This window comes from Mesorhizobium sp. B2-3-10 (genome assembly GCF_006442275.1).
Lineage (GTDB): Bacteria > Pseudomonadota > Alphaproteobacteria > Rhizobiales > Rhizobiaceae > Mesorhizobium > Mesorhizobium australicum.
The window spans coordinates 183,076-208,327 of the sequence record NZ_VFVT01000004.1 but is presented as its reverse complement, the minus strand read 5'-3'; the positions used below and the strand labels follow the sequence as shown (position 1 = coordinate 208,327).

Genomic DNA, 25,252 nt, shown 5'->3' with positions numbered 1-25,252 from the left:
ATCGTCATGACCGTGGTTGCTAAAGGTTCCAACATCACCCGATCGCCTGGCGATCCCAAAGTGCTGAAGGCTGGGCCGAGTGTGGTCGGCGCCTCCGACGGCCTTGCCCGCAAGCTCGGCTGGTTCAGCATCGTGCTGGGTGCCGTCGAGGTGGTTGGCGCCGAGCGGATTGCCGGCGCGCTCGGCATGAGCGGCAAGGAAGGGCTGATCCGCGCGTATGGGGCGCGAGAAATAAGCAGCGGCATACTCTCGCTTTCGGTGGACAAGCAGGCCGGGTTGTGGAGTCGGGTGGCTGGCGACGGCCTGGACATCGCGACATTGCTGACGGCGTATCGGGATGACAACCCAAAGCGCGACAATGTGGGCCTTGCGCTTGCCATGGTCGCCGGTCTTGCACTGCTCGACATCATCGGTGCGAAAGGCGTGACCGGGCGCCACTCACGCAACGGAACTAAGCCACGCGACTACAGCGATCGCAGCGGCTTTCCCCGAGGCGCTGCAGTAGCCCGAGACCTTGCCCGCTCGCAGCGCGGCCGGGAGGCCGGCGCAGCCTGACAGAGTTGCCGAAACCGTGGCGGCATGCGACCCGCGAGAGGTCGTGTCCCAGAGGGGGTTGGTCTCGGCGACCCTACGTTGATAGAACAGGCTAGGCCGTGATCATGACCGTCGAGTGGCCGTTCTGTGCGTCGGAAGCATCGGGGCACGGTAGCCCGCAATGTCTCTTGGCAAGGTTCCGGCGATCCTCAGGCCGAGCCGCGTTCGGGCAAGTCGGTCTCTTCCGCCACCTCTTTTCGCAGATCTCGGCGCAAGCGTTCCGCTTCGTCGGAATTGTTTTCGTCGTCAGTCCGCTCAAGTTCGCGATCGATTGTCTCGCGCGAGCCTTCCACAGGATCCTGTTGCGGAGATGTTTTCGGGCCGGTTTCCATCTTGCCTTTGTCCGGAACGGCGCAGTCGAGAGATTTCGACATCTTCAGCTTCCCTTCGTCTGCCAACATGACCGACTTTGGAATGAGCATCGTCGGACCCTGCCGAACCGGATCGTCGATGATTTGTTCCGGGCTAGACCCCGGTTTCGTTTTGCCCGTCCGCATCAGGCGATGCCCCTCCCCCATTCCAAGTTTCGCTGAAATTCCTGTGTTTGGCGCCACCGTGGCAACGGAACTACAGCCGTGCAGAGTCGAACCGGTGAAGGCCGCGCTGGTCAAGCAGACCGATGCGGGTCCGCCTCAGCATCTCGCTGCTTGAAAGCGAGTTGTGGAAAGCTGGCAGTCGCAGGAATGGCGTTCAGGGTATCAGCTAACAGCCTAAAAAGCCCGCCTCGCTAGACTTGAGAGCGTGCTTGCAACCTATGCACCCATCGGGCGTTGGACAGCAACGGCTTGGGTTATGCGCAACGCACCAAGTGATTTTCGGGAAGCAATATGGCTGACAGGCGCTCAATCAGAACTCCGCTGGCTCGAGTGCGGGGCCTTGGATCGGCTAAACATGGAACCGAAGCGTTCATACTGGAACGGCTGACATCTACTGCACTGTTGATCCTGGTCATTTACATCGTCGCGGTCGTTATCAGGCTGATCGGAGAGCCTCGAGATGTCGTCGTCCGCGTCATCGGGTCGATCTATGTCGCACCCGCCCTCATCGCCTTCATTTTGGTCAACTGCATCCACATGCGGCTGGGCATGCAATCGATCATCGAAGACTACTGCCACGCGACCGTGCTGAAATCGATTCTGCTGATCGCCAACTGGTTGTTTTGCTGGGCGGTAGCCCTCGTCAGCTGTTTCGCCGTGCTCGTGATCAGCTTCCGATAGGCGCAGGTTCTCCCTTCAAGATCACGGCCAGCGCGGCGCGCCTTCCAACTCAGCACCGTCCCGTCACCTGTCGCGCGCGGCAGCCGCCATCATTCGATTCTCGGGAGCTTGTCCCATTGATGGAAAGGGGGTGGAGAGGGCAACTCCCACTCCAATGTGGTGGCTCCTGCTCCCCATGGGTTCATGCCGGCCGCCCTTCGCCGGGAGAAAGCCTCCAAGATGCCGAAGAGGAAAACCACGACACTCGCGGCCGACAAATATGATCCGTACGATGAAATCATGTTCCAGCCGGCGAATGCGTCGGGATAGTCGATATAGCGACGCGGCATGCTCGCCAGGCCAAGGAAGTGATGGGGGAAGAAGACGAGGTTGACACCGACGAAGGTCGTCCAGAAATGGATTCCGGCTACAAGTGGGTTGTACAGATATCCCGTCATTTTCGGGAACCAGTAATACCAGCCCGCGAATATGCCGAAGATCGCTCCGAGTGAAAGTATGTAGTGGAAATGCGCGACGACAAAATATGTGTCGTGCAATTCACGGTCGAGGCCGGCATTTGCGAGTTGGACGCCCGTCACCCCGCCAACAGTAAAGAGGAATATGAAGCCGAGCGCCCAGAGCATCGGCGTCCGCAGGCTGACTGAACCGCCCCACATAGTCGCGATCCAGGAGAACACTTTTATCCCGGTCGGCACTGCGATCACCATTGTCGCGAAGGTGAAGTAGCGCTGAGTGTCGAGGCCTATTCCGCTTGTGTACATGTGGTGTGCCCAGACGACGAAGCCGATCGCCCCGATCGCCACGATTGCGTATACCATCCCGAGATACCCGAAGATCGGCCTTCGCGAGAAAGTCGAGATCACCTGACTTACGATGCCGAAGGCGGGCAGGATCATGATGTACACTTCCGGATGGCCGAAGAACCAGAAGAGATGCTGGTAAAGCAGCGGGTCGCCTCCGCCGTCCGGCGCGAAGAACGTGGTTCCGAAATTGCGGTCGGTCAGGAGCATGGTGATGGCGCCGGCCAACACCGGCAGAGCTAGCAGCAGCAGAAAGCCGGTGATGAGGATCGACCACACAAACAGGGGCATCTTGTGCAGCGTCATCCCCGGCGCGCGCATGTTGAAGATGGTCGTAATAAAATTGATAGCCCCCAGTATAGAAGAGGCACCCGCAATGTGCAGCGACAAGATAACCAGATCGACCGCGGGACCGGGATGGCCGGAGGTCGACAGTGGCGGGTAGAGAAACCAGCCGGTCCCGGAGCCATAGCCGCCCGGCACGCTGGGCACGAAGATCGACAACAAAAGCAGCATGAATGCCGGTGGCAGCAGCCAGAACGAAACGTTGTTCATACGTGGGAACGCCATGTCGGGGGCGCCGATCATGATCGGAACCATCCAGTTGGCGAAGCCGCCGATCAGGGCGGGCATTACGGTGTAGAAGATCATGATCAGCGCGTGGGCCGTCGTGAAGACGTTATAGAGTTGCTTGCCCGCATCGATGGCCTCGTCGCCTTGATAGCCGTAGATCATCGACGCCAGTCCGGGGAAAAACTGGATCCCGGGTTGCTGCAGCTCAATCCGCATGCTCACCGACAAAAGCATACCAATGACGCCCGCGAGGAAAGCGAAGATCAGATAGAGTGTACCGATGTCCTTGTGGTTGGTCGAGAACAGCCACCGGGTGATGCCGCTTGGCTTGTGGTCGTCGCGACTGCCCAGATCTGTTGCGATATGTTCACTCATGACCGTCTCCGCTTGGGCCGTCCGTCAACCAGCACCCGAACCGTGCTGGCAGTTGAATGTTCCCCCCACAGACCTGCGTCTGGAACATTCAACGGAAGCCATGGTTTGGCTCAGCGCAGCATCACCCTGCGGAGGAGGATCAGCATTCATGCTGGCGATAATTGCTGCGGCAATGGTTCTGACGACGGTGGTTGGTGGGCTGATATCCGCCTTCTCGATCGAGGCGCGTCACGGCCTCCACGACCCCACGCTAGACCAGTCCACGCCTACGCGACGGCCCACCCCGGCCTGGAGGCAGTGGTCCTGACATGGATGCGATTACCGAGACGTTCGATCGGAGAATCCGAGCAGGGTGGCTGCTGCTCGGCTTCGCGCTCGGTGGGTTTCTCGACGGCATCGTCCTGCATCAGATCCTGCAATGGCATCATCTTCTCTCGGGCCTCGCCGACCCGGCGGGCTCCAACCTGCGCTTCCAGATCATGGCCGACGGCCTCTTTCACCTTTTCATGTATGTGCTCGCGGTGGCCGGCGCAGTGCTGCTTGTGGCCGCGAGGGCGGCCGGCGCGCGGCCTGGGACCACGACTGAGATCCTGCGGGTTGCCTTGGTCGGGTTCGGCGTCTGGCATATTTTTGATGCCGTTTTGTTCCATTGGCTGCTAGGGCTGCATCGGATCAAGATGAACAGCGACATGCCGCTCGCCTGGGATATGGCGTGGCTCGTCATCTTCGGCATTGTGCCCCTTCTTATGGTGGTGGTGCTGCCCAACCGCGGCGGACCGGCACGCGGCGCGTCGGCAGCGCTTACCAGCATCGTCTTGCTTGCAGGATTGGCAGCGGGCGCCGGCCCGCTCTTCAACGGTGCCGCCAATTCGGTCATCGTCTTTCGGGGCGGCATGGAACCAGCGACGATGATGCGGGCCATTCAAGTCGCCGACGCCCGTCTGAAATGGGTCGACGGCAGCGGCACCGTCTGGGCGGTCGACCGCGTCTCGTGGCGCGGGTTGGTGATCCTTTACGTGCGCGGCGCCCTAGTCGTCAGCACGACGCCAATTATTACCGGATGCCTCGCCTGGACCGATCCCGCCGGAGCGAGCCCTGACTTCAGATCGCTGCGAGCCATACCTGACAGCCTATGACTTTCGAACCGGACAGGAGCATCAAGCATGCAACTCGCCAAGAGCAGGCATGGGCGAATCTTGAATTCGCGCATCGTCGTGGTCGGCAGTGGCTTTGCCGGTCTGAAGGTTGCCAAGGCGCTCGGAAGGCGGAGATCGGGGGTGACGATCATCGACCGCCACAATCACCACCTGTTCCAGCCCTTGCTCTATCACGTTGCAACCGCCGCCCTGTCGGCGCCTGACATCGCCGAGCCAATCCGCAAGATACTGGGCCGCTGTCCCTCGGTTCAGTTCCTCTTCGGCGATGTCGCTGGGATCGGCACCGAGGGCGGGATGCTTGTGCTGGCCGATGGAACCCGGTTCCCTATACATACTGGTCCTGGCAACCGGTTCGCAGCCGTTTTATGTCGGCCAGGACAGCTGGGCTCGGGTTGTCCGGGCTTGAAGACCATCGAGGATGCCCGCACGATCGGGTCGCGATTGCTGCTGTCGTTCGAGCTTGCGGAACGGATAACCTATCCAGTCGAGCAATCCCGGCTAATGACGATCGCCATCATCGGAGGCGGCCCGACCGGCGTGGAACTCGCGGGCTCGATCGCAGAACTCAGCCGGCACACCCTGGCGCGCGACTTCCGTAACATCCGGCCGGAGAAGACAAGCATCATACTCGCCGAAGCCGGCGACCGTCTGCAGCTGGCGGATTCTGCGCCTGGAAAGGCTCGGCGTCGAGGTCGCCCTCGGCAATCGCGTCGAGGCGGTCGAAGCACAGAAGATCACGGTAGGCGGCAAGGTCATCCCGGTGGCCTTGACGCTCTGGGCCGCGGAGTGGCCGCTTCGCCGCTGGCGGCCCGGCTTGGTGTCGGGCTCGACCGCGGCGGCCGGGTGAAGGTTGCATCCGACCTGCAGGTAATCGGCCGTTCCGACGTCTTCGCGCTTGGCGACGTGGCGCTGTTCCTCGACGAGAACGGCCAGCCATTGCCGGACCTTTCACAGGGCGCCAAGCAGGAGGGCGAGCACCTCGGCAGGGCACTGGCACGCCGGGTGGATACCGGCGAGGCGTTGCGGCGCCAGGCTGATCGCCGAGGAACGGGTTGAACCGGGTTCACCATCGTCGCCCGTCGCGGAACAGCCAACCCCGAGAGAGGCGTTGCCAGGGATGCGGGCGCCCTCCCCGGCATTGTCCGCGCGCCACCATGAGATTATAGCGCGTGCGTTCGGGGCTCACCGGGCTGCGCTCAGGGTTGAAAACCAGCCTTCAGCGATGTCAGGAGACGCCCGGCAAACGGTCGTGGTTCAAGAGCCAGCGTGAAAATGCCGGAGGGGTTGAGGAGGGTTTGCGGCCTGGACACCGACAGGGCTGTTTCCCACCCCCAGCTATCGAGCAGCGGGTAGATGGAGTAAGCAAGCAACGGGACGCCAGCCGATGCAGCCGCAGCGCATTCCAGCAGCATCTCCTGGTGCCAGCGCGCGCCATAGTTGAAATAGGGCGTTCCGGTTTCGGTGACCATCATAGGCAGGTGGTAGCGATTGTAGTAGTCGGTGATCACCGCCTCGAGGCCCGCGCGCGCGCCTGAACTGACCTCGCCGGCATAATTCTGGGGCTCGGCACTGAGGTGTTTTCCTTTCGTGTCGAAGTCCTCGTTGTGAGCGTAATAGTCGACCCCGAAAACGGTGTCCCTCTTCATCGTTACCTTGAACTCCCTGTTTAGTTTTCGATGCAGGTCCTGGACTTCCTTCAGCATATGCAGGACCCGCTGCAGGCTGTCCGGCAGCGGCCGGCCGGTCGCCGGGCTGCCGTCGAGATAATGCTTGATGGCCCAATCCAGGGATGTGCGCGACGAGGGCGCGGTCGCGTTCCATTTCGCGAGGTGCTCGGCGGGCGTCATTAGCTCCAGCTTTTCGAAATCCGCTTCGAGCAGCCAGTCCTCTCCAAGAATCAGGTCGCTGCCGAAAAAGCGTATGTGCCGGTTGAACTCATCCCATCCTGGCTTGAAGACCGCTGCCTCGGGGTGGATGTAAAGCATGCGCCGTTTGCTTGGCGCCAGTTCCTCCTCTATGGCAAGCCGCGCCAGCACGGCGGCCTTGGCGACCTGCACGGCACGCTCGATGTAGTAGGTGGTGTGCAACGGGCTTTGCCAACGCGGAAATGCCCCGTTCCACATCTCGCTGTTGAAGCCGATGGTCGTCTCCGGCTCGTTGATCAAGGTCACTGCCTTGATCCTTGGGCCATAGCGATTGATCGCCGCCCGCGAGAAGGCGGCGAAATAGGCTGGCCACTCCTGACTGAGCTGGCCCGGCCCTGGGTGCGACCGTCCGGTCCGGCGACCCGGAACCGATCCTCGATGCCGAAATGGTGCAGGTCGAGGCTGACCCGCAGGCCGGCGCGGTCGAGGTCGTCGATCAGCCCGTCATGCGCCAGCCAGGTCTCGTCCCGCTCCGGATCAATCAAGTGGTTCGAGAGGCCAAGCCTGACGTTCAGGATCCCGAGATAGAGCAGACGGGCAGCTAGGACACGCCGCCGCTCGTGGTCAAAGAGGCCTTGGTCGTCGAGGGAATCCCAGCGGTAGCTTTCGTCGCGGGTCAAGGGATTGCCGGATTCGACACCCGTCCAGAGGAAGCTCTTAAGCGACGGCCGCCCATATATCTGCACGTATAAGTCGCTAGTCGCCGCATTCCGCGCGCGCTCGTAGGCTGATGGCGCAACGACCGGTGTCACGGCGCGACTGATCAGGGTCGGCTCATTGAACTGGGCATCTACCGATCGCGGCTCCCGGTCGAGTTGCTCGACAAGAAGGGTCTTCGCTCTTGCCCAGTTGATGAGCGCGGTGTCCGTGTCCCCGGCAAGCGCTGCCCAGCTTTGGGCGAGACTGATAGAAAACAACAGGAGCAACGCGGCGGCGGAACTCAGGCAGGTGTCCGACGGAGCCAGTTTAATGCCGGATGATCGTACGGGCATGGTCTTTCTGCTGCTCACTTAGGCCTCAGGACTTCAGGTCCCCGGGCCGAACTGCAACCTCGCCGCTAAGTTCCTCCTCCGGCAGCGTCATAGTGTCTTCGATGTGTCGGAATGGTCGAGGGTTCGTGATTGTGCGCGCCACAGCCGGAGCCTTATTGACGTTCCGTACGCGCTCCGACCATCGCCCTCGATCGGCCGCTCGAGGAAGGCCTTCACCTTGCCGTAGATCTCCTCGCACAGCCGCGAGACCTGGCTCTTGGAGATGCCGCTCATCCCCATGGCCTTGACCAGGTCGTCAACCGATCGGGTCGAGATGCCTTGCACACAAGCTTCCTGGATAACGGCGGTCAGCGCCTTCTCGGCCATGCGGCGCGTTCGAGGAAACCCGGGAGGTAGCTTCCCTTCCTGAGCTTCGGGATGCGCAGCTCGACCGTGCCGGCCCGCGTCTCCCAGTCCCGGTCGCGGTAGCCATTGCGCTGGGCGAGCCGCAGCGGGTTCTTCTCGCCATAGCCACTCCGGTGGCAGCCCCAACCTCCATTTCCATCAGCCGCTCGGCGGCAAAGCCGATCATCTCCCGCAGCAGATCGGCATCCGGGGTCTTCTCCACGAGCGTGCGCAGGTTCATCATGTCGTCGGTCATCGGTGGTCCTTCCAAAGTGGGGTTGGTGTCAACAACCAAACTCTACCGGAAAGCGCCGATGACCACCGACACGCCGCTCACTCGCTACAGCGCTACTAACGGCGCGCTCGTGAGTGGCTTCGTAACCGCCGAGCTACACCACCCGATGGGACACGACCCGACGACACGAAGTTCATTCCAGAAATCGCGGACGCGGCACGCAACCATCCACAAACCTCCGCGGTGCCGGAGCGGTAGCACCGCAGTGTCTGCATCCGGCGTGACGGTCGCGCCAGGATTATCTCAGGGCAGCGCTCCAACGCCGGTGTACTGCAGCCACTTGCGCGTGTTTGCTTGGCGTCCAGATCAGCTGGGTTGCTACCCTTATTGTTGGCTCTGCCCCTCGCTCTGCCTGCAGTACACCCGCCGCCGCAACGCTTGCTATTGTTCGGCGAGTTCATCCGGAGGGACTGAGCGAACATGTTTTATGGGCGCTGGACGTTTTACGGCTCGATGCCTCGCCTGAACACGGGCGAACGGCTGCATGGGACGTTCGGCCGGGGCCGCTCTGTGAGTACCACCTCAGCACGTCAGGAGATAGAGCTGCCGGCGCGGTATGCCGGCCGCAAACCATAATTCAACATCACTACCAGCATCATTTAATACATCGTGCGGAACATCCGCGCGACGGCGAGGTTTGGCTGGCACTGAACGCCTCTCATAATATTTCTAAGGACCAAGATGGATATCGATCTTCAGCGTAAAAACAACCACAGGCTGCCACAAATCCGCAGAAGCTTATTGTGCTTCTCTCACCTTAGATGGAACTTCGTTTTTCAAAGACCGCAGCACATTCTAACCCAGGCAAGCCAATGCTACGATGTATTTTTCTTCGAAGAGCCGATTTTTACGGAAGAAACCACTGCCTACCAGAAAAGCTATACGAGCACTGACGGGGTGACAGTGGTCGTGCCGCACATTCCCAGACATCTCAACGGACCGCAGATCACGCGTGCGCAACGCAAGCTGGTTGACGGCTTAGTGGAAAGCCTCGAAGCAACGCCGGCACTGCTGTGGTACTATACGCCCATGGCCCTGCCTCTCAGCCGGCACATTTCCGCTGAGCTTTGCGTCTACGACAACATGGATGAGCTTTCGAGCTTCCGCGCGGCGCCGCCCCGGATGATGGCGCTGGAGCGCGAACTTCTCAGGCGCGCCGATGTCGTCTTCACCGGTGGTCAGAGCCTTTATGAGGCCAAGCAGCATCGTCATCGCAACATCCACCCATTTCCAAGCAGCATCGACAAGGCTCATTTCGGCAAGGCCCGCCTTGCCGGTACGCCGTCTCTCGATCAGGACAGGATCCCCGGCCCCAGGCTTGGTTTCTTCGGCGTCATCGACGAGCGCATGGATCTGGACCTGGTGGATCGCATGGCAGCCTTGCGGCCGGATTGGCAGTTCGTGATGATCGGCCCGGTGGTCAAGATCGACCCGGCAGACCTTCCCCGCCGGCCGAACGTTCACTGGCTGGGCGGCAGGGATTACAAGCAGCTTCCTCATTATCTGTCCGGGTGGGACGTCGGCATCATGCCGTTCGCCAGGAACGAGTCGACCCAGTTCATCAGCCCGACCAAGACCCCGGAATTCCTCGCCGCCGGCGTACCGGTGATTTCGACCTCGGTCCGGGATGTTGTGCGGCCGTACGGACAGCTCGGCCTGGTCGAAATCGCGGATACTGCGGAGAAATTCATAGAGCGTGCCGAACATCTGCTAGCTCGCCCGAAGGACGAGTGGCTGCGAAAGGTGGATCGACACCTGTCGGGCATGTCCTGGAGGTCGACCTGGCAGGAAATGCTTTCGCTTATCACGGAGACGCGAGAGCGGCGCACGTCCGGTCCCCAAGCGATACATGCGTCGGAGAGCAGCTATGTTTGATTGGCTGGTTGTCGGCGCCGGCTTTGCCGGGAGTGTGCTCGCCGAGCGCCTCGCCTCCCAGCGGGGAGACCGGGTCCTCGTGGTCGACCGGCGTCCGCATGTCGGCGGCAATGCCTATGACTGCTACGATGAGGCCGGCCTGCTGATCCATAAATATGGACCACACATCTTCCACACCAACTCCGAGCAGGTCTTCGATCATCTTTCGCAGTTCACCGAATGGCGTCCGTATGAGCACAGGGTCCTGGCCGAAGTCGACAAGAAGCTGGTGCCGGTCCCGATCAATCTCGAAACGATCAACACACTGTACGGGCTGGATCTGACGCCGGAGCAGCTCGAGGAGTGGTTCGCTGCGCGCGCCGAGCCGGTCGAGGAAATCAGATCGTCCGAAGACGTGGTGGTGAGTCGTGTCGGGCGTGAGCTCTACGAGAAATTCTTCCGCGGTTATACCCGCAAGCAATGGGGCGTCGACCCCTCGGAACTGGACAAGTCGGTGACCGCGCGCGTGCCGACCCGGACCAATCGCGACGACCGCTATTTCACTGACAAGCTTCAGTACATGCCTGCCGCCGGCTATACTCGCATGTTCGAGCGCATGCTTCATCACCCGAACATCCAGGTCATGCTCAAGACCGACTATTCGCAGATGCGCGAAGAGTTCGCCTACAAGCGGCTGATCTTCACGGGACCGGTCGACGAGTATTTCGGCTACTGCTACGGCCGGCTGCCCTATCGCTCGCTGCGCTTCGAGCACAAGACGCTGCAAAAGGAATGGCACCAGCCGGTGGCCGTCGTGAACTACCCGATGGAGCACGACTACACGCGCGTCACTGAGTACAAGCACCTAACGGGTCAGCAGCATCCCTGGACCAGTTTGACCTTTGAATACCCAACGGCGGACGGCGACCCCTATTACCCCGTACCGACGGCGGAGAACGCCGATCGCTATCGGAGGTACGAGGCCCTGGCGCGTACCACGGAAGACGTCTGGTTCGTCGGCAGGCTGGCTACCTACCGCTACTACAATATGGACCAGGTCGTCGGTCAGGCCCTCGCCACCTACCGGAGAATCGAAGCCTCGGTTCCCAGTGACAACCGCGCCCCTCTTGAGACCGCGGTGTCCAAGATGAGCGGCATTCTGCAAGCGATTTAATGATTGGCGGCGACGATGCGGACCGAGACCATGCAGGCCACGCCGGAGATCTGGGGAGGCGTCGAGTGCAGCATCATTCGGTTGAGGAACCGATGGCGTGACGAATTATCGGAGACGGGACATGCCGGCAGGCTGGACGATCTGGACCGCATCCGGCAGCTTGGCATACGAACGCTCCGGTACCCGCTGCTGTGGGAATCGATCTCGCCGGACAATATCGAAACCGCCGATTTCGCCTGGCACGACAAACGGATGCCGCGGCTGAAAGAGCTAGGCATCGAGGTCATCGCCGGACTGCTACACCATGGCAGCGGCCCCCGCTACACCAATTTGCTCGATCCGGCTTTTCCCGAGCTCCTGGCTCGGCATGCCCGGCGCGTCGCCGAACGCTACCCCGAGATCCGCCGCTTCACCCCCGTGAACGAGCCGCTGACCACAGCCCGTTTCAGCGCTTTGTATGGACATTGGTATCCCCACCGCCGGCACTTGCCAGATTTCGCACGAGCGCTGATCAACCAGTGCCGCGGTGTGGCGCTTGCCATGCGGGCGATCCGCGAGGTGACGCCGCACGCGGCTCTCGTCCAGACCGAGGATCTCGGCAAGACGTTCAGCACGCCATTGCTTGGTTACCAGGCGGATTATGAGAACGAACGCCGCTGGCTGACGTTCGACCTGCTGTTTGGCCGTGTCGAGCGCAGCCATCCATGGTTCTCCCGCCTGATCGATCATGGGATACCGGAGCAGGAGCTCCAGGCCTTCGTCGACGAGCCCTGCCCTCCCGATATTGTGGGGGTCAACTACTATCCGACCAGCGAGCGTTTCCTTGACCACCGCTGCTCCAAGCTCCCAGCTGGAGCCTCGGTCGGCGGCAATGGCCGGCATCACTATGCCGACCTTGAGGCCGTGCGGATGCATCTTCCGCTTGGGTCGGACGGGCCGGAACCCCGCCTGCGCGAGGTCTGTGCGCGTTATGACCGGCCGGTCGCCGTAACCGAAGTTCACCATGGCTGCAGCCGCGACGAACAGCTTCGCTGGCTGAACGAAGTCTGGAGCGCTGCCAATCGGCTCGCTGGCGAAGGCAAGAACATTGCCGCCGTCACCGTCTGGGCCCTGTTCGGATGCGTCGACTGGAACAGCCTGCTGCTGCGCAAAGATGGAGCCTATGAGGCGGGAGCCTTCGACGTCCGCAGTCCATCGCCGCGCATGACCGCCCTGGGAAGTGCGGTACGGGAAATGGCCGGCGGCGCCGGCCTGAAGCATCCGGTTCTCGACAGCCCCGGCTGGTGGCGCCGGGACACGCGGTTCTTCAGCCCACCTTTCGAAACCACCGCCGAACGCAGCGGGGGCGGAGACGCGCGCAAGGTGCTCATCCTCTGCAAGGATGCGGCGCTGGGTAGCGCCTTTTGCCGGATCGCTGCCCACCGGGGGCTGGAATTCATCGCCTTTCCCGCCAATCAGATGGACATCACCGACCCTCATTCCATGCGCCGCCTGCTGCTCAAGTATCGGCCTTGGGCCTTCGTCCACGCCGCCACTCCGCAAGGGGCCGAAGCGGGTCCTGTCGGCTCGATTGGGACGAGCAACGGGCCGGCGGATGGCGCGGTGCTGGCATCTGTCTGTGCCGCCGCCGGTGTTGCGTTGATGACCGTGACGTCGGATGCGCTGGTCGGCAAGACGCTCACCGACCGTTTGGTCGAGAGCAGCCCCATCACCCCGGCATCGGGCATACGCAATCTCAACGCGGCAGCCGAAACGATGGTGATGAAGCATCATCCCGCCGCGCTGGTCATCCGCACGAGCGCCGTCTTCGGACCCTGGAACACCGCAGACGTGCTTTCGCAGCTGCTGGATGAAATCGCAGCCGACCGTTCGCTCCGCTTGCCGGCGGACGCAGTGTGCTCCCCCACTTACCTGCCGGACCTGGCTCACGCCGCGCTCGACCTGTTGATCGATGGCGAGACGGGAATATGGCACCTCGCCAATGACGGCGCGGTCAGTTGGTCCGATTGGGCAAGAGAGGTCGCCCAGTCGGCCGGTCTCGATGCGCGCCTGGTGCTGGGCGATCATGGCCGCGGGGTCCTCGCCCCTGCCGCCCTGGCAAGCGAACGGGGTCAACTCATGCCCTCCCTGGCAAGCGGCATGGGACGCTTCCTCCGGGAGTGTGATGTTCGCTGGAACAAGACCTCGGCTGCCCTCGGCAGCTGAGAAAGCGACTGAAGTCCTAGAGGCCGAGATGAGAGAACCGACAGCGTTTAACAGCTTTTTCCTTGGTGGATTCGAGTGCTCGAGCCATCGCCGGGCCGATGGCGTCCGCCTCGATCTGCTTCGCGCCACCAGCCATGACGAAGCGTCCGAGACCGACTATCGCGAACTCCAGCGTCGGGGGATCCGCACCGTGCGCGACGGGCTGCGCTGGCACCTCATCGAGAAAGAGCCCGGCAACTACGACTGGTCGAGCTTTCTGCCAATGCTGCGCGCCGCCGACGCCACAGGGACACAGGTGGTTTGGGATCTCTGCCACTACGGATGGCCCGACCATATCGACATCTTCTCACCGGAATTCGTCGAGCGCTTCGCCCGCTTCGCGGAAGCCGCAGCCCTGGTCATCCACGCCGAGATCGGCTCGGTGCCGTACTTCTGTCCGGTGAACGAGATTTCATACTGGTCATGGGCGGGTGGCGATACCGGCCGGATCAACCCATTCGCGAACGGCCTTGGAGGCCAATTGAAGCGCATCCTGGTAAGAGCCGCCATCGCTGCTATAGACGCGATCCGACGAATCGATTCCCGGGCCCGCTTCATCACCGCGGAACCGTTGATCAATGTGGTCGGCTATCCTCACGATGTCGAGCATCAGCTCGAGGCGGAGGGTTACAGGCTCTGTCAGTTTGAAGCGCTCGACATGCTTGCCGGGCTTCAGGAACCGGAGCTGGGCGGCCGGCCCGAATACCTCGATATCGTCGGCTTGAACTTCTATCCCGACAATCAATGGCTCCTGCACGGCCCGACAATCCCGTTCGGGCACCATGCCTACAAGCCGCTGGCCGACATGCTCGTTGAAGTCGCACAACGCTACAATCGACCCCTCTCGATGTCCGAAACGGGCGCCGAGCGCACGGCCAGGCCATCGTGGGTGCACTATGTCGTGGCCGAGGTCCTCGAGGCCATGCAGCGGGGCGTCCAGATAGAGGGAATCTGCCTCTATCCAATCATCGACTACCCCGGATGGGACAATGGCCGGATGTGCGATGTCGGCCTGCTCGGCCCGATGGGGGAGCACGGCAGGCGTCCAGTTTGCAAGCGCATGGAGGATGAATTGGGCGAGCAGAGCCGAAAACTGCTGGCGCTTCAGCGCGAACTCACGTCAGGGCCATATGCCGGAGGGACCTATGCGGTATCTGAAGCCACAGGCAAGTAGCCCGCTGCCTCCGTTCCTGGAGGGGTCGGCTGCCTTCATAAGGCATTATGTGCGCAGGCAGCTGCCGCAATTCATCATCCTCGCCGTGCTGGTGATATCGGCCGCGTCCTGCGCTGTCGCCATCCAGTACGTGATGAAGGTGCTCGTCGACGCGATGGCGGGCCCACGCGAAGGCTCAGCCGCGCAGACAGCGCTCGCCATTTTCATCAGCCTCATCGCGGTGGAGAGCATCCTCTGGCGTCTCTGCGGCTGGCTCGGCTGCAAAGCGACCCTCGCGATCGGCGTTCAGATGCGGCTCGATCTGTTCGACTTCCTGAACGGTCAGCCGATGAAGTACTTCGCCGAGAACCTGGCGGGTTCCCTTGGCCAGCGGGTTACCGCGACCGCGGGCAATTTCGGCGCCCTGACTAACATCGTCATCTGGCGGGTCGCGCCGCCGGCTGTCGACTTCATCGGCACCGTCATCGTGTTCACGGTCGTCGACTGGCGGATGGCGGTGGCCCTGGCGTCCGCGGTCGTCGTTATCATGGGCGGCCTGCTTGCCTTCGGGGAACGTGGAAAGCACCTGCACCGCACATATGCATCTTATGCGAACGAAGTCGGTGGAAGCCTGATCGATGTCATCACCAACATGTGGTCTATCAAGGCGTTCTCAGCCCGGTCACGCGAGCACGCAAGGCTGGCAGCGAGCTTTCGAGCCGAAGCCGATGCCCAGCGTGACAGCTGGATGTACACGGAAAAAGCGCGCCTCATCCACGACATTGCACTTTGGGTCATGGCCGGCGGCATGCTCGCCTGGGCGGTCCGGCAATGGAGCCGGGGGGAAATCACGCCCGGCGACGTGGTCCTGGTCAGCGCCTTGACGTTCCGCATTCTTCACGGGTCGCGCGACATGGCGTTGTCGCTCGTCGACATGGTCCAGCATTTCGGGTTCATCGAGGACACGTTGCGCATCATCGGCCAGCCGCAGACCGTGGTCGACCTTCCGGGGGCGCCGGCAATCCGTCCGCATGGCGGGGCGATCGAGTTCCGCAAGGTTTCTTTCACCTACGGCACCGAGGTCGATGCGATCCACAACCTCGACCTGTCCATCCCCGCGGGCCAGAAGGTCGGTATCGTCGGTCCGTCCGGAGCGGGCAAGTCGACTTTCGTCCACCTGCTTCAACGGCTCTACGACGTTCAGGGCGGCCAGATCTTGATTGACGGCCAGCCGATTGCCTCGGTCACACAGGATAGTCTGCGCGAAGCGCTGGCCGTCGTGCCCCAGGAGATCCTGCTGTTTCACCGGACCGTGATGGAGAACATTCGTTTCGCCCGTCCCGAGGCCAGCGATGAAGAAGCCCGCGCCGCTGCCCGGGCCGCTCACTGCGAGGCGTTCATTTCAAGACTGCACGAGGGCTATGACACGGTGGTCGGGGAACGGGGGGTGAAGCTCTCCGGTGGCCAGCGGCAAAGAATCGGGATTGCCCGGGCATTCCTGAAAGCCGCTCCGGTCATCGTTCTCGACGAGGCTACGTCTGCCCTGGATACCGAGTCCGAACTGGTGATCCAGGCCTCGCTGGTCAAGATGTTCCGCGATCGCACGGTGATCGCCGTCGCGCATCGCCTTTCCACGCTTTCCAGCTTCGACCGCATCTTGGTGATGAATGGGGGGCGCGTTGTCGAGGATGGCAACGCGGCGGAGCTCAGAGCTCATGGCGGTCTATTTGCCCGCATGTGGAGGATGCAGGCCGAAGGCCTCACCCTTGACGCGGCTGAATGAAATGCAATTAGGCGAATTTAAAGCATGCAGAAGACCCTATAGCATTCGATTGTGAGGCAACCCCGCATCGCTAACCCCTTCACGAAATCAGAACACCGGCACCGCCTGCAAGGGAATGATCACCATCACAGGCCTCCTGCTGGCAGGCCAGACGAAGTTTGGAATGCCGCTAGTTGCGGGCCGGTCACCTCTCCGGCGCCACAAGCTTCTCGGCTGCGGCTGCGGTGCTCCAGGCTGACCTCAACGCCACGCTGGCCTCGGTCGCGTCGGTGACTGGTGCGATCGCGCCGACAACGGCCGCTGTGGTCGCGTCGATCGCCGGCCACGTCATGACCGTTACCGGCGTCACCTCGGGTACGCTTGTGGCCGGTGCTGTCCTGTCCGGAGCCGGTGTCGCGGCGGGGACGGCGATCACCAATCAGCTGTCGGGCACGCCGGGCGGCATTGGCGAGTATGCGGTCTCGATCGCACAGATCGTCGCCAGCGAGGCGATCTCGGCGACCTATGGCACGCTCACGGTCACTGCGATCGCTTCCGGTACCCTGTCGGTTGGCCAGACCCTTGGCGGTGCCGGCGTGAGCGCAGGCACGCGCATCACGCAGCTCGGCAGCGGTCGGGGCCTTGCCGGCACCTATTTCGTCAACCTGACGCAGACGGTGGCGAGCGGCACGGTCACCGGTTCCGCGACGCCGCTCGGTGTCTCCTTCGAGTCCGTGGCTGGCGGCTTCGTCATCACCTCCGGCATAGCCGGCGAGCCGTCGAGCACGGCTTTTGCGACCGGCACGATTTCGGACGATCTCTTCCTCACCCAGGCGACGGGCGCGGTGCTCTCGCAGGGCGCCGATGCAACGACCCCCGCCGCCTTCATGAACGGCATCATCACCCTCACCCAGAATCGTCCTCCGGCCCCTGGCTTGGGCTCGAAGGACAGATTCAATGCATGAGATTTGCGCCATGGGTGTTCGCCATCTCTCGCATGATCTCGTTGAGCCAGTTCTCCGTGGACTGACCGAGTTGCCTATAGTCGACGTCTCGGATGGCTTGCTCAAGCGTCCGCTCGACCAGCCGGTCAGATGCGTTTACGTCTCCCAGCAACAGACGCGCTGCGAGGCGCAGTTTGGGCAACAGTGTGAAGACGTCGTCTGGCGGAGGGGGCACGGAGGTGTCCGCGTGTTCAGACAGTTGTGCGGGGAAAAGTGCGTGTAGCACGGCCTTGCTGCCTGATGATTTCCGCAAATTGCTGGCGTGGCGAAGATGTTCGGGAATAGGGATGTCGTCGTCGCCACTGAAGAAGACGAACGGGATTCCTCGGCGCATCAACTTGTCCGCAATCGGGAACACGTGTCGACCGTTGAGATTGACGTCCAGGATTGCGGCTTCGGCTTGATCGGTATGTTCAGACGCCTGCTCGACGCTCGCCGCAGGTCCGAGAACAATGGCGCCCATATTGCTGAAAAACTCCGCAAGCTCTCCCGAAATCGACCATTCGTCCTCGACAATCAGAATGTGCAGCCCCCGCAATTCGCGCACGTCCTCATCCTTTCTTCGACGGGAGTTCAGGGTGCAGAGAAGCTAGTTCCCACTCTCTGTCATCCAGCGCCGCCTGCAATTGTTTCGCAAGCACCAGCATGCGAACTGGGACGGGCCCTGGATCTAGACATTCGATTGATCGAGTCGCTTCCCGCGCCCTTGTTGCCAGGCGCTTCAAGCCAGCGGAGCGTTTTGTCATTTGAACCACCACGGGAATAACTTTCAACGTCTTACCCGCTGTATCGTTCCATTTGGGCCGAATGCGACAAATTCGGCGCGTTTCCGAGCGCAACGCACGGTCAGCATACTGAGGGAAACCACGTCAGACGGACTTGAACTGCATTGAGAGCGCGGCGGGCCTCCTGTTCCTCCAGGTTTGACCACGGGTTCAGGCTCAGACTGATGTTGGATGCGCTCCCTGTGGAGTTCGGCAATGCCATTTGATCCGCGACCTTCCGGAATCGTTTGCCACGGTGCGCGGCCGAGAGCACGACCGTCACCGTGCGGATGAGATGTTGAGCGTAGTTCCTCGCATTCTTGCGCTCGCACCCGCTCAGCCTTCTTCGCTCGACGTGCGCTGGGTTCGCAAAATGGTGCATCGCGGTCTCGTGGACAGGCATGCGCCCGCCGCCCGGTGCTGTCCGAGTTGCATCGTCTTTCCAGCACTGCTGACATCACAGCGGCTGAGCAGTCGAAACCCGAGAAGGCTACCGGCTTCTTTACCCGCCGCTGCGGTCGCGTGTAGCCGAAGCCGCGCTTTCGGCGGTCAGCCCCAAGCGTCTGATAACCCACGGCATGGTCAACCCTTGGACAAAGATGGAAAAGGCAACGACTGCGAACGCGGCAACGACTATTTGACTGCGCTCGGCGACGTTTTCAGGAAGGGCCAGCGCCAGGGCCAGAGCAAGGGCACCGCGCAGCCCGCCCCAAACCAAAACATGCTGGTAGCTTGCATCCACCTTCAGGGACGTCGCAGCAAGGAGGGCACAGAAAGGATAGATAGCCAATGTCCTGCCAACCAGCACGAGCATGATGGCGACCGCCGAGGTGCCTGAAAATATCCCAAGTGGCTGATGGGCTTCATGGCCACCGATCAATATGAACACGATCGAATTCGCCAGAAAGGCCGCGTACTCCCAGAACGCCAGAACGTGACTTCTGGCGTTGGCGGAAATCGCGCCTTTCCACCCTACGTTGCCTACAATCAAGCCTGCGGTGAGAGTAGCCAGCACGCCCGACATGCCAAGATCCTCCGCAAGCAGAAACGAACCATAGGCCGCAATCGTCGTCAGGGTTATTTCAACAAGATGATCTTCGGTCCGACCGGCGATCAGAAGGAGCAAGGCTGACACCCCTGCTCCTGAGGCAATCCCACCCGCGATAGTCCACAACAGCGATCCAGCAACGCTAAGGGGCGTCGCCTCGGCGCCTGCCGCGATTCCGGCCAAGATGCCGAAGCCAACTGCGGCTGCGCCGTCGTTGAGCAGACTTTCCGATTCGACAAGAAGAGCGAGGCGGGGCTGAACCTTCATTTCCTTAAAGGCCGCGATGACCGACACCGGATCCGTCGCTGCTATCAGCACGCCGAACAGCCCCGATCCGATCCAAGTCCATCCGAGCAGCAAATGCATGCCAGCCGCGACCACTGCGGCGGCGATCGCGACCCCAGGAAAAGCGAGCAGAACCGTGACCGGCAGGTCCAGTCGAAAATGACGCCATTCGATCGCAAGTGCCGCCTGGAAAATCAGCGGCGGCAAAAACACGGTGAAAATCAGATCCCGGCTGAGGGGGAGTTCGGCAACGCCGGGCATGAAGCCAAGGGCGATACCCGCCGCAACGAGCCCGACACTGTAGGGAAGTTCCAGCCGTCTGGATATCATCGCCACCAAAGAAGCGGTGAGCAAGATCATCCCCAGTGTGAGGATTGGAAGATCATTCATAGCGGCCTCAGATAAGGTCCGATCACACAAGTAGCGCTCTGACGTCGTACTGGACCGCCGACCAACCTCACCGGTGGTGGCGTTGGACATCACGGCCCGGGAAGGGCATAAGCGGCAACCTGATCGCCGACCTGGTCCTTCAGAATGGTGTTCCCGCCGGCCACGAACACCACGTACTCGCGGCCGCGGTACTCGTACACCGCAGGATTGGCCACCGCGGGCGCCTGGACGATGTCGGACCACAGTTCCTGTCCGTTCGCGAGAGAATAGGCGCGCACCTTCGCGTCCATCGAACCCCCGATGAATATCAAACCACCCGCCGTCACGGCGGGGCCACCGATCGTCACCGAGCCGAGGGATTCAGGCATATAGAAGCCCCACTTCTGCGATGCTCCCATCGGCCGGCGCCATTTGACGTCGCCGGTGGTCATGTCGATGGCGGCGATTTCTCCGAAGGGGGGTGCCCAGCACGGCATGCCAAGCCAGTTGAGAGCGTTGTGCAGCGACATGCCGTAGGGTGCGCCCTCTTGCGGATAGTAGCCCTGCTCATTGCCGGAATCGCCGGCGAGCCGTTGGTATTCATCGCGCGGATAGAGCTTGATGGATTGGACGACATGCGAGAAGTTGACCACCGCCGTTTGGGTGCTTGGATCGAAACCGACCCCGCCCCATTGCACTCCGCCCGCCGAATCCGGGTAGGCCAGCACGCCCTCGCCCTTGTGTGTCGGCGGGCTGTACATGCCACGATAGGAGAGGTTGTCCCATAAGCGGGAGCACTCGCCCAGGCCGACGACATCAGCTATTCGCCAGATGGGTGGCTTTTTGGACTGGTCCAGCAGCGGTGCGGGTTTGGTGGGGAACGGCTGCGTGGGAGCGTAGACTTCCCCTTGGACGCTGCCGTCGCCGCCCGGTACAGGGCGTTCATCGATCGGCCAGACGTCTTTTCCGGTGCGCCGGTCGACGACGAACAGAAAGCCCATCTTCGTCGCCTGCATGAGGGCAGGAATTTGTTTGCCCGCCACGGTGATGTCCATAAGCGTAGGCGCCGAGTTGATGTCGTAGTCCCAGATGTCGTGATGGACCCACTGTCGTGACCAGACGACCTTGCCGGTTTCAAGATCTAGTGCGGTGGTGGACGTCGCAAGCGGTATCGGGTCGGCACGATTGCCGCCCCAGTAGTTCGGCGATGGGCTGGAGACCGGGAGGTAAACAAGCCCGAGCCCTTCGTCCACGGACATTGCGGTCCAGACGTTGGCGGTCCCAGTACGTTTTGCGATCTGCGCCGGCAGCGACGAGAACGACCACTGTCGCGCGCCCGTCTGAGGATCCAGCGAGAAAACCGTGCCGGGGGGAGCCTCGGCATAGGCCCAATCCTTTCCAGCCCAGCCGAGGATGACGTGGTCGCCGGCCACGGTGGGCGGCTGCAATAGGGAAAGCGGGTACTTGGCGTTGATGTCGTTCCACTGGTTCACATCCAATACGCCACCCGAGCCAAATTTCTTGCAGAGCTGTCCGGTATCGGCATCGAGCGCAAAGAGGTGCGCATCCATGGTGCCTAGATAGACAATCTTCTGACAGCCCTCGCCCGCCACGGCATTCTTGCTCTGCCAGTAAGCAACGCCACGGTTTTTCAGGGCCGGCTGCGTCAAGGCCTTGAGAGTGGATTTGGACTCGAATTTCCATTTGATCGCCCCTGTGCCCGGGTCGAGCGCAAGCACCCCATAGAAGGGGGTCCCGATATAAAGGGTGTCATTGGCGAAAATGGGGGTTGCGGACCAGACCGACGGTGGCAATGCGCCCGATCCGTCTGACATATCGCCAGTATGCAACTCCCATACTTTGCGGAGCGAACCGACGTTCTCTGCGGTAATCTGTGTAAGCGGAGAGTACTTCTGGCCATTGAGCTGGCCGTGAAAGCTGTTCCAGGTCGGCTGTGGCGGGATCAGCGGGATTGGCTTGGGCTCAGGGAGCGGGGCTGTTGCCGCCTCCTCCGGCGAGCCTGCTTCCCCGGCCAAAGGGCTGGCGCTCCCGCTGCTGTCCTTCGGCTGACTGCCGGCATCCGGTATGCCGCCCGGTTGTGACGCGGGTGAAGTATTGTCATTCTGGGCAGAGACGGAATGAATGCCGAGCCCCAGCAACAGAAAGACGGCAAATGCCAGGCTCGAGCCGAAGACGGCAGTTCTCATCGGGACGTATCCTGAATGTTGGTCTGACGGAAACCCAGGGTGATCAACAGCCCAGCCAGCACAACGGAAACGGCCGCCACGAGCCACCAAGCGTGGAGAAAGATGGCCGCAATGAATGTGCCGAGTGCTCCTAGAAGGCCCAAGACCCACGCTAGGGTGAAAACGACACCACCTCTTCTGAAGCGCAGTACAAGCCCATCCAGCGCAAGAGCCAGGCTGGCGACGAGCACGAGCATGGCTCCGGGGGTTCCGGTTACCCCAGTCAGCGGGGTGGCGAAGTAATAGAACGCGATTGCGAATGCCAGTACCGCCGCTGTGATGACGACGAGCGGGCCACGATGACTAGTGTTCGGCAGTAGTTGTGTTTTCATGAACGTTCCTGCGACGTTTCTTAAGCGACCGGTTTCTTAAGCGACCGTCCGCGGGGGGGGCGTCTTGCGATACGAAGCACGTCGCTAACCCGAGCTCAGCCGGTATGTTCCAACCTCCGCTTCACCATCGCGTGAGCGGCGGACGCGCCAGAGAAATGCGGTTTTTGACATTCTCCGGTCTGGATTGCCTTTCCGGCCTCAACTTCGCGGGCATCATACCACCCAGATATGTGCATACGCTTCAGCACTGGGCGGCTTTCGCACCTCACGAGGCCGGGAGTATAGGGGAGCAATGTGGCGCGGAATTCATCCCAAAGCGGCAACGAACAATGTGGCGCGCAATTCACCCCAAGGCTGGCAGCCGACTATCCGAAAGCCGCTGTCGGAAAGAGCCGCGGCAGGAAGGGCGAGCGCCTGGCGATCGAGCCGGGTCGCCCCTCGCAACGACTGGCGCTCGATGGCGAGATCGGAGCGCACGGCAAGCGCCAGCCGCCGGCGTACGTGAGCGTGCTCGAGTTTGCGCAGTTCAACGACCGAGCCATGCCGTCGCGTTGGCAAGCGCCCTTAGACGCCAACCATCTGGGAAATGCCCATGGGCTGTCGAACTATGGCACCCCAGGTGCCGCTGGTCATCTTCTTCTTCCACGAAGACAGCGCGCGCACGATCGGGTGAGCGCGGAGCTTTTCGTTGAAGGCGCAATAACCCATCTGCTGGCCATCGATCCCATCCGCAATGAACTGTACTTCATTGCCGGCAGCGATGCCGCCCGGGTTGATAGCGGTTTGCCCCCTATATTGCACCGCTGAAACCACGCGAAGGTTCGGAAAATTCTTCTTGAGCAAATCCTCGACATTGACGTTGAACGAGTTCGTCGCGGTCATCGCGAGCTGAGATTCCGGCGACATGGCCAGTGTCATCTTGGTGTTCTGGTCAACCAGGCCGGCGGTTTGGGTGACGAGCTGGAGCCAGAGCGACTGGAGGTCGGCATAGATTTCGTTCGCAGTCGCGACGATCTGGCCATTGTTGATCCACTTCACGCCCCCATAAGCTTTCGGGGACGGGGTAATCGGCGCGGCGAGGTTCGGATCATTGAGAAGGCCGAAGTTCTGCAGGCCCTGCACGCCCTTAAAATAGGTGGTGTTCAGAAAGCGGTGAAGCACCGTCACGCCGGCGGCGTCGACCTCGCCGACCCAATTGACGCGGCCAAGACCGGCACGCTCGATTTCCAGCTCGCCGTATTCGGAGATCGTCTGGAAGAGATAGGACTGGCGCTGAGGCCAGTTCATGTTCGCGCCGGCTCGGCCGTTGTCGTTGTAATCGCCGTAGCTCGACACTTCACCAGTCTGCTCGATGACGGGGAACATCGCCGTCTGGTCGATCCAGGTGCCCTTCCGGGTTTCGCCGAAGATCTCGGCGGCCTTAGTGGGGGCAAAGAGGATGCGGTAGACCTCTGGGTCGACCAGCGTGGTCAGGAATGCCGGAATGCCGGCATTCGACGCCGTCGCCAGGGAGGGCTGCGCATCCATCGCAAGATGGTTGGTGCGGAAAGCCTCGACGATGTAGGCTCGTGCTTCGGGAAGATAGATGCCGGCCTGCTCGAACATGGGGCGATGCTGCGTCCACGTCGCGGCGGCCTGATTGTAGTCATGGAATTGCATTGTGGTTCTCCTCAACAGACAGCCGCTTCACGGCGCATTGGTTCGAGGTTGATGGGAAAGGGTTTAGCCCTGCGGCCAGGAAGTGATTTTCATCAGCTCGCCCGGTTGGGCAAATGAACGCACGGTCCACTTGGTCTCGACGTTGGTGGCTGCGGTGAGAGCCGCAGCATTGACGACGGTGTTGACGTCCACGGCATATGTTCCGACTCCGCCGGTAGGGCCGGTGAGCTGCTGGGTGAGCGTGGTGACGGCGGTGATGCCGGCGCCAGTGAGCGTGTCGCCGTTGCCGAAGACGCCAACGACGTTGCCGCCAGCCGTGAACACGCCATAGGTGCCCGCAATCACGGTGCCCGGGTCGACATTCTGGTCAGGGATCGACACCGCATAGGTGCCGGTCTTGCCCAGTGAGCCGTCGATTTCGGCGCTGGTGAGCTGCTGCACGATCTTGGTGCCGTTCGCCACGTCGGTACCGGAGATGGTGGTGCCTGAGTAGATCGTGCCGGAGTTGAGAGCGGAGACAGTTAGCACGTTGCCGACGATCGAAGCGACAAAGCCGCTGGTTGCGGCGGCGATCGAGCCTGCCGAGGTGGTTGCGCCATTCGGCGTGCCGGTCGGAGCGGCCGTAGACCTGCCATCGGCATAGTTGGCATAGACCTTCTGGCCGTACAGTGCCGGGGTGGCGCCGGAGTTCTTCACCCAGAAGTCGCCTTCGTTGAAGACGGTGATGGGGAAGCCGGCCGGAACCAGCATGGTCGATTCCTGCAGGTAGACCTCGATCAGGCCCTGCTGCTCGCGGTGCACGAAGCCGGCGACGGGCCCGGTACCAAAGGTATTGACCACGGCCGGCGCATTGTCGCTGTCGAGCTGGGCATAGTTCAGCCAGGCAAAGCGGCCGACGATCGCGCCCAGCGCACCGCATACCAGCGCGCCAGCGGCGGCCAGGATCGTGCTGCGGGGGTTGGTGGAAGCGAAGTCGCCCTCAACGGCGGGGGCGGGATTGTAGGCGACCTGCGTCTGAAAGCCAGACATGGGCGGTTCTCCTCAAA

The 25,252-nt window shown here is 61.7% G+C and carries 21 protein-coding genes and 1 pseudogene; 10 read left to right on the top strand and 12 right to left on the bottom strand.

Translation table 11 applies throughout. From position 1 onward, the window contains the following. Positions 1 to 6 precede the first annotated feature (6 nt). Positions 7 to 555, top strand: coding sequence for a hypothetical protein (locus FJ943_RS13715; protein WP_140722148.1), 549 nt, complete (start codon positions 7 to 9; stop codon positions 553 to 555). A gap of 188 nt (positions 556 to 743) precedes the next feature. Here FJ943_RS13715 and FJ943_RS13710 read toward each other — a convergent pair whose 3' ends face one another. Continuing rightward, positions 744 to 1,091 (bottom strand): hypothetical protein, encoded by a 348-nt coding sequence (locus tag FJ943_RS13710; protein WP_181174551.1) that lies wholly within the window; start codon positions 1,089 to 1,091, stop codon positions 744 to 746. 330 nt (positions 1,092 to 1,421) lie between these two features. Between FJ943_RS13710 and sdhD the strand changes: the two genes are divergently transcribed. Continuing rightward, positions 1,422 to 1,811 carry a succinate dehydrogenase, hydrophobic membrane anchor protein gene (sdhD, locus tag FJ943_RS13705; protein ID WP_140722142.1) on the top strand — a complete coding sequence of 130 codons (390 nt, stop codon included), beginning with the start codon at positions 1,422 to 1,424 and terminating at the stop codon, positions 1,809 to 1,811. 89 nt (positions 1,812 to 1,900) lie between these two features. On the opposite strand, the gene ctaD is transcribed toward sdhD, so the two are convergent. Continuing rightward, positions 1,901 to 3,559, bottom strand: a complete 1,659-nt coding sequence (ctaD, locus tag FJ943_RS13700) for a cytochrome c oxidase subunit I (RefSeq protein ID WP_140722139.1) — start codon at positions 3,557 to 3,559, stop codon at positions 1,901 to 1,903. 308 nt (positions 3,560 to 3,867) lie between these two features. Between ctaD and FJ943_RS13695 the strand changes: the two genes are divergently transcribed. Together FJ943_RS13695 and FJ943_RS13690 are read left to right on the top strand one after the other, a co-directional pair. Continuing rightward, positions 3,868 to 4,695 carry a DUF2243 domain-containing protein gene (locus FJ943_RS13695; protein WP_140722136.1) on the top strand — a complete coding sequence of 276 codons (828 nt, stop codon included), beginning with the start codon at positions 3,868 to 3,870 and terminating at the stop codon, positions 4,693 to 4,695. 27 nt (positions 4,696 to 4,722) lie between these two features. Continuing rightward, positions 4,723 to 5,772 carry an FAD-dependent oxidoreductase gene (locus FJ943_RS13690; protein WP_246671870.1) on the top strand — a complete coding sequence of 350 codons (1,050 nt, stop codon included), beginning with the start codon at positions 4,723 to 4,725 and terminating at the stop codon, positions 5,770 to 5,772. 140 nt (positions 5,773 to 5,912) lie between these two features. Here the strand turns inward: FJ943_RS13690 and FJ943_RS13685 are convergent, their stop codons facing one another. The 3 genes and pseudogenes from FJ943_RS13685 to FJ943_RS13675 form a co-directional block, all read right to left on the bottom strand. Next, entirely contained in the window at positions 5,913 to 6,887 is a 975-nt protein-coding gene (locus tag FJ943_RS13685) for a hypothetical protein (RefSeq protein WP_140722134.1), read from the bottom strand. Then, positions 6,884 to 7,651, bottom strand: coding sequence for a hypothetical protein (locus tag FJ943_RS13680; RefSeq protein WP_140722131.1), 768 nt, complete (start codon positions 7,649 to 7,651; stop codon positions 6,884 to 6,886). The genes FJ943_RS13685 and FJ943_RS13680 overlap by 4 nt, the downstream gene beginning before the upstream one ends. Before the next feature lie 69 nt (positions 7,652 to 7,720). Continuing rightward, positions 7,721 to 8,124 (bottom strand): annotated as a pseudogene (locus FJ943_RS13675) (transposase). An 869-nt stretch (positions 8,125 to 8,993) separates the two neighbouring features. On the opposite strand from FJ943_RS13675, the gene FJ943_RS13665 reads away from it, so the two are divergent. From FJ943_RS13665 to FJ943_RS13640, 6 genes are all read left to right on the top strand, one after another. Then, the gene (locus FJ943_RS13665) at positions 8,994 to 10,187 is read left to right on the top strand and encodes a glycosyltransferase family 1 protein (RefSeq protein WP_140722126.1); all 1,194 of its coding nucleotides are present in this window, start codon (positions 8,994 to 8,996) and stop codon (positions 10,185 to 10,187) included. Next, positions 10,180 to 11,340 (top strand): UDP-galactopyranose mutase, encoded by a 1,161-nt coding sequence (gene glf / locus FJ943_RS13660; protein ID WP_140663645.1) that lies wholly within the window; start codon positions 10,180 to 10,182, stop codon positions 11,338 to 11,340. Before FJ943_RS13665 ends, glf begins: the two co-directional genes overlap by 8 nt. A 15-nt stretch (positions 11,341 to 11,355) precedes the next feature. Next, the gene (locus FJ943_RS13655; protein ID WP_224720449.1) at positions 11,356 to 13,545 is read left to right on the top strand and encodes a sugar nucleotide-binding protein; all 2,190 of its coding nucleotides are present in this window, start codon (positions 11,356 to 11,358) and stop codon (positions 13,543 to 13,545) included. Continuing rightward, positions 13,505 to 14,758, top strand: coding sequence for a beta-glucosidase (locus FJ943_RS13650; protein WP_224720450.1), 1,254 nt, complete (start codon positions 13,505 to 13,507; stop codon positions 14,756 to 14,758). The genes FJ943_RS13655 and FJ943_RS13650 overlap by 41 nt, the downstream gene beginning before the upstream one ends. After that, complete coding sequence (locus FJ943_RS13645; RefSeq protein ID WP_140663649.1) at positions 14,730 to 16,520, top strand: ABC transporter ATP-binding protein; 1,791 nt, start codon at positions 14,730 to 14,732, stop codon at positions 16,518 to 16,520. Before FJ943_RS13650 ends, FJ943_RS13645 begins: the two co-directional genes overlap by 29 nt. A 173-nt stretch (positions 16,521 to 16,693) precedes the next feature. After that, on the top strand, positions 16,694 to 17,464 hold the full coding sequence (locus FJ943_RS13640; protein ID WP_140663651.1) for a DUF3383 domain-containing protein: 771 nt from the start codon (positions 16,694 to 16,696) through the stop codon (positions 17,462 to 17,464). Here FJ943_RS13640 and FJ943_RS13635 read toward each other — a convergent pair. From FJ943_RS13635 to FJ943_RS13605, 7 genes are all read right to left on the bottom strand, one after another. Then, positions 17,454 to 18,050 carry a response regulator gene (locus FJ943_RS13635; RefSeq protein WP_181173032.1) on the bottom strand — a complete coding sequence of 199 codons (597 nt, stop codon included), beginning with the start codon at positions 18,048 to 18,050 and terminating at the stop codon, positions 17,454 to 17,456. The genes FJ943_RS13640 and FJ943_RS13635 overlap by 11 nt on opposite strands. A gap of 719 nt (positions 18,051 to 18,769) precedes the next feature. After that, positions 18,770 to 19,990, bottom strand: a complete 1,221-nt coding sequence (locus FJ943_RS13630) for a cation:proton antiporter (protein WP_140663655.1) — start codon at positions 19,988 to 19,990, stop codon at positions 18,770 to 18,772. Between the two features lie 89 nt (positions 19,991 to 20,079). Further along, complete coding sequence (locus tag FJ943_RS13625) at positions 20,080 to 22,176, bottom strand: pyrroloquinoline quinone-dependent dehydrogenase (RefSeq protein WP_140663657.1); 2,097 nt, start codon at positions 22,174 to 22,176, stop codon at positions 20,080 to 20,082. Further along, positions 22,173 to 22,547 (bottom strand): hypothetical protein, encoded by a 375-nt coding sequence (locus FJ943_RS13620; protein WP_140663659.1) that lies wholly within the window; start codon positions 22,545 to 22,547, stop codon positions 22,173 to 22,175. Before FJ943_RS13620 ends, FJ943_RS13625 begins: the two co-directional genes overlap by 4 nt. A 306-nt stretch (positions 22,548 to 22,853) precedes the next feature. Beyond that, entirely contained in the window at positions 22,854 to 23,105 is a 252-nt protein-coding gene (locus tag FJ943_RS29815) for a hypothetical protein (protein ID WP_181177913.1), read from the bottom strand. A 6-nt stretch (positions 23,106 to 23,111) separates the two neighbouring features. After that, on the bottom strand, positions 23,112 to 24,152 hold the full coding sequence (locus FJ943_RS13610) for a DUF2184 domain-containing protein (RefSeq protein WP_140722123.1): 1,041 nt from the start codon (positions 24,150 to 24,152) through the stop codon (positions 23,112 to 23,114). A 117-nt stretch (positions 24,153 to 24,269) separates the two neighbouring features. Beyond that, positions 24,270 to 25,235 (bottom strand): hypothetical protein, encoded by a 966-nt coding sequence (locus FJ943_RS13605; protein ID WP_140722120.1) that lies wholly within the window; start codon positions 25,233 to 25,235, stop codon positions 24,270 to 24,272. Positions 25,236 to 25,252 lie beyond the last annotated feature (17 nt).

Coding starts and splice junctions, on each gene's coding strand:
- FJ943_RS13715 (WP_140722148.1), top strand. CDS start 7: ATGACCGTGGTTGCTAAAGGTTCCAACATCACCCGATCGCCTGGCGAT.
- FJ943_RS13710 (WP_181174551.1), bottom strand. CDS start 1,091: ATGCGGACGGGCAAAACGAAACCGGGGTCTAGCCCGGAACAAATCATC.
- sdhD (WP_140722142.1), top strand. CDS start 1,422: ATGGCTGACAGGCGCTCAATCAGAACTCCGCTGGCTCGAGTGCGGGGC.
- ctaD (WP_140722139.1), bottom strand. CDS start 3,559: ATGAGTGAACATATCGCAACAGATCTGGGCAGTCGCGACGACCACAAG.
- FJ943_RS13695 (WP_140722136.1), top strand. CDS start 3,868: ATGGATGCGATTACCGAGACGTTCGATCGGAGAATCCGAGCAGGGTGG.
- FJ943_RS13690 (WP_246671870.1), top strand. CDS start 4,723: ATGCAACTCGCCAAGAGCAGGCATGGGCGAATCTTGAATTCGCGCATC.
- FJ943_RS13665 (WP_140722126.1), top strand. CDS start 8,994: ATGGATATCGATCTTCAGCGTAAAAACAACCACAGGCTGCCACAAATC.
- glf (WP_140663645.1), top strand. CDS start 10,180: ATGTTTGATTGGCTGGTTGTCGGCGCCGGCTTTGCCGGGAGTGTGCTC.
- FJ943_RS13655 (WP_224720449.1), top strand. CDS start 11,356: ATGCGGACCGAGACCATGCAGGCCACGCCGGAGATCTGGGGAGGCGTC.
- FJ943_RS13650 (WP_224720450.1), top strand. CDS start 13,505: ATGTTCGCTGGAACAAGACCTCGGCTGCCCTCGGCAGCTGAGAAAGCG.
- FJ943_RS13645 (WP_140663649.1), top strand. CDS start 14,730: ATGCGGTATCTGAAGCCACAGGCAAGTAGCCCGCTGCCTCCGTTCCTG.
- FJ943_RS13630 (WP_140663655.1), bottom strand. CDS start 19,990: ATGAATGATCTTCCAATCCTCACACTGGGGATGATCTTGCTCACCGCT.
- FJ943_RS13625 (WP_140663657.1), bottom strand. CDS start 22,176: ATGAGAACTGCCGTCTTCGGCTCGAGCCTGGCATTTGCCGTCTTTCTG.
- FJ943_RS13620 (WP_140663659.1), bottom strand. CDS start 22,547: ATGAAAACACAACTACTGCCGAACACTAGTCATCGTGGCCCGCTCGTC.
- FJ943_RS13610 (WP_140722123.1), bottom strand. CDS start 24,152: ATGTTCGAGCAGGCCGGCATCTATCTTCCCGAAGCACGAGCCTACATC.
- FJ943_RS13605 (WP_140722120.1), bottom strand. CDS start 25,235: ATGTCTGGCTTTCAGACGCAGGTCGCCTACAATCCCGCCCCCGCCGTT.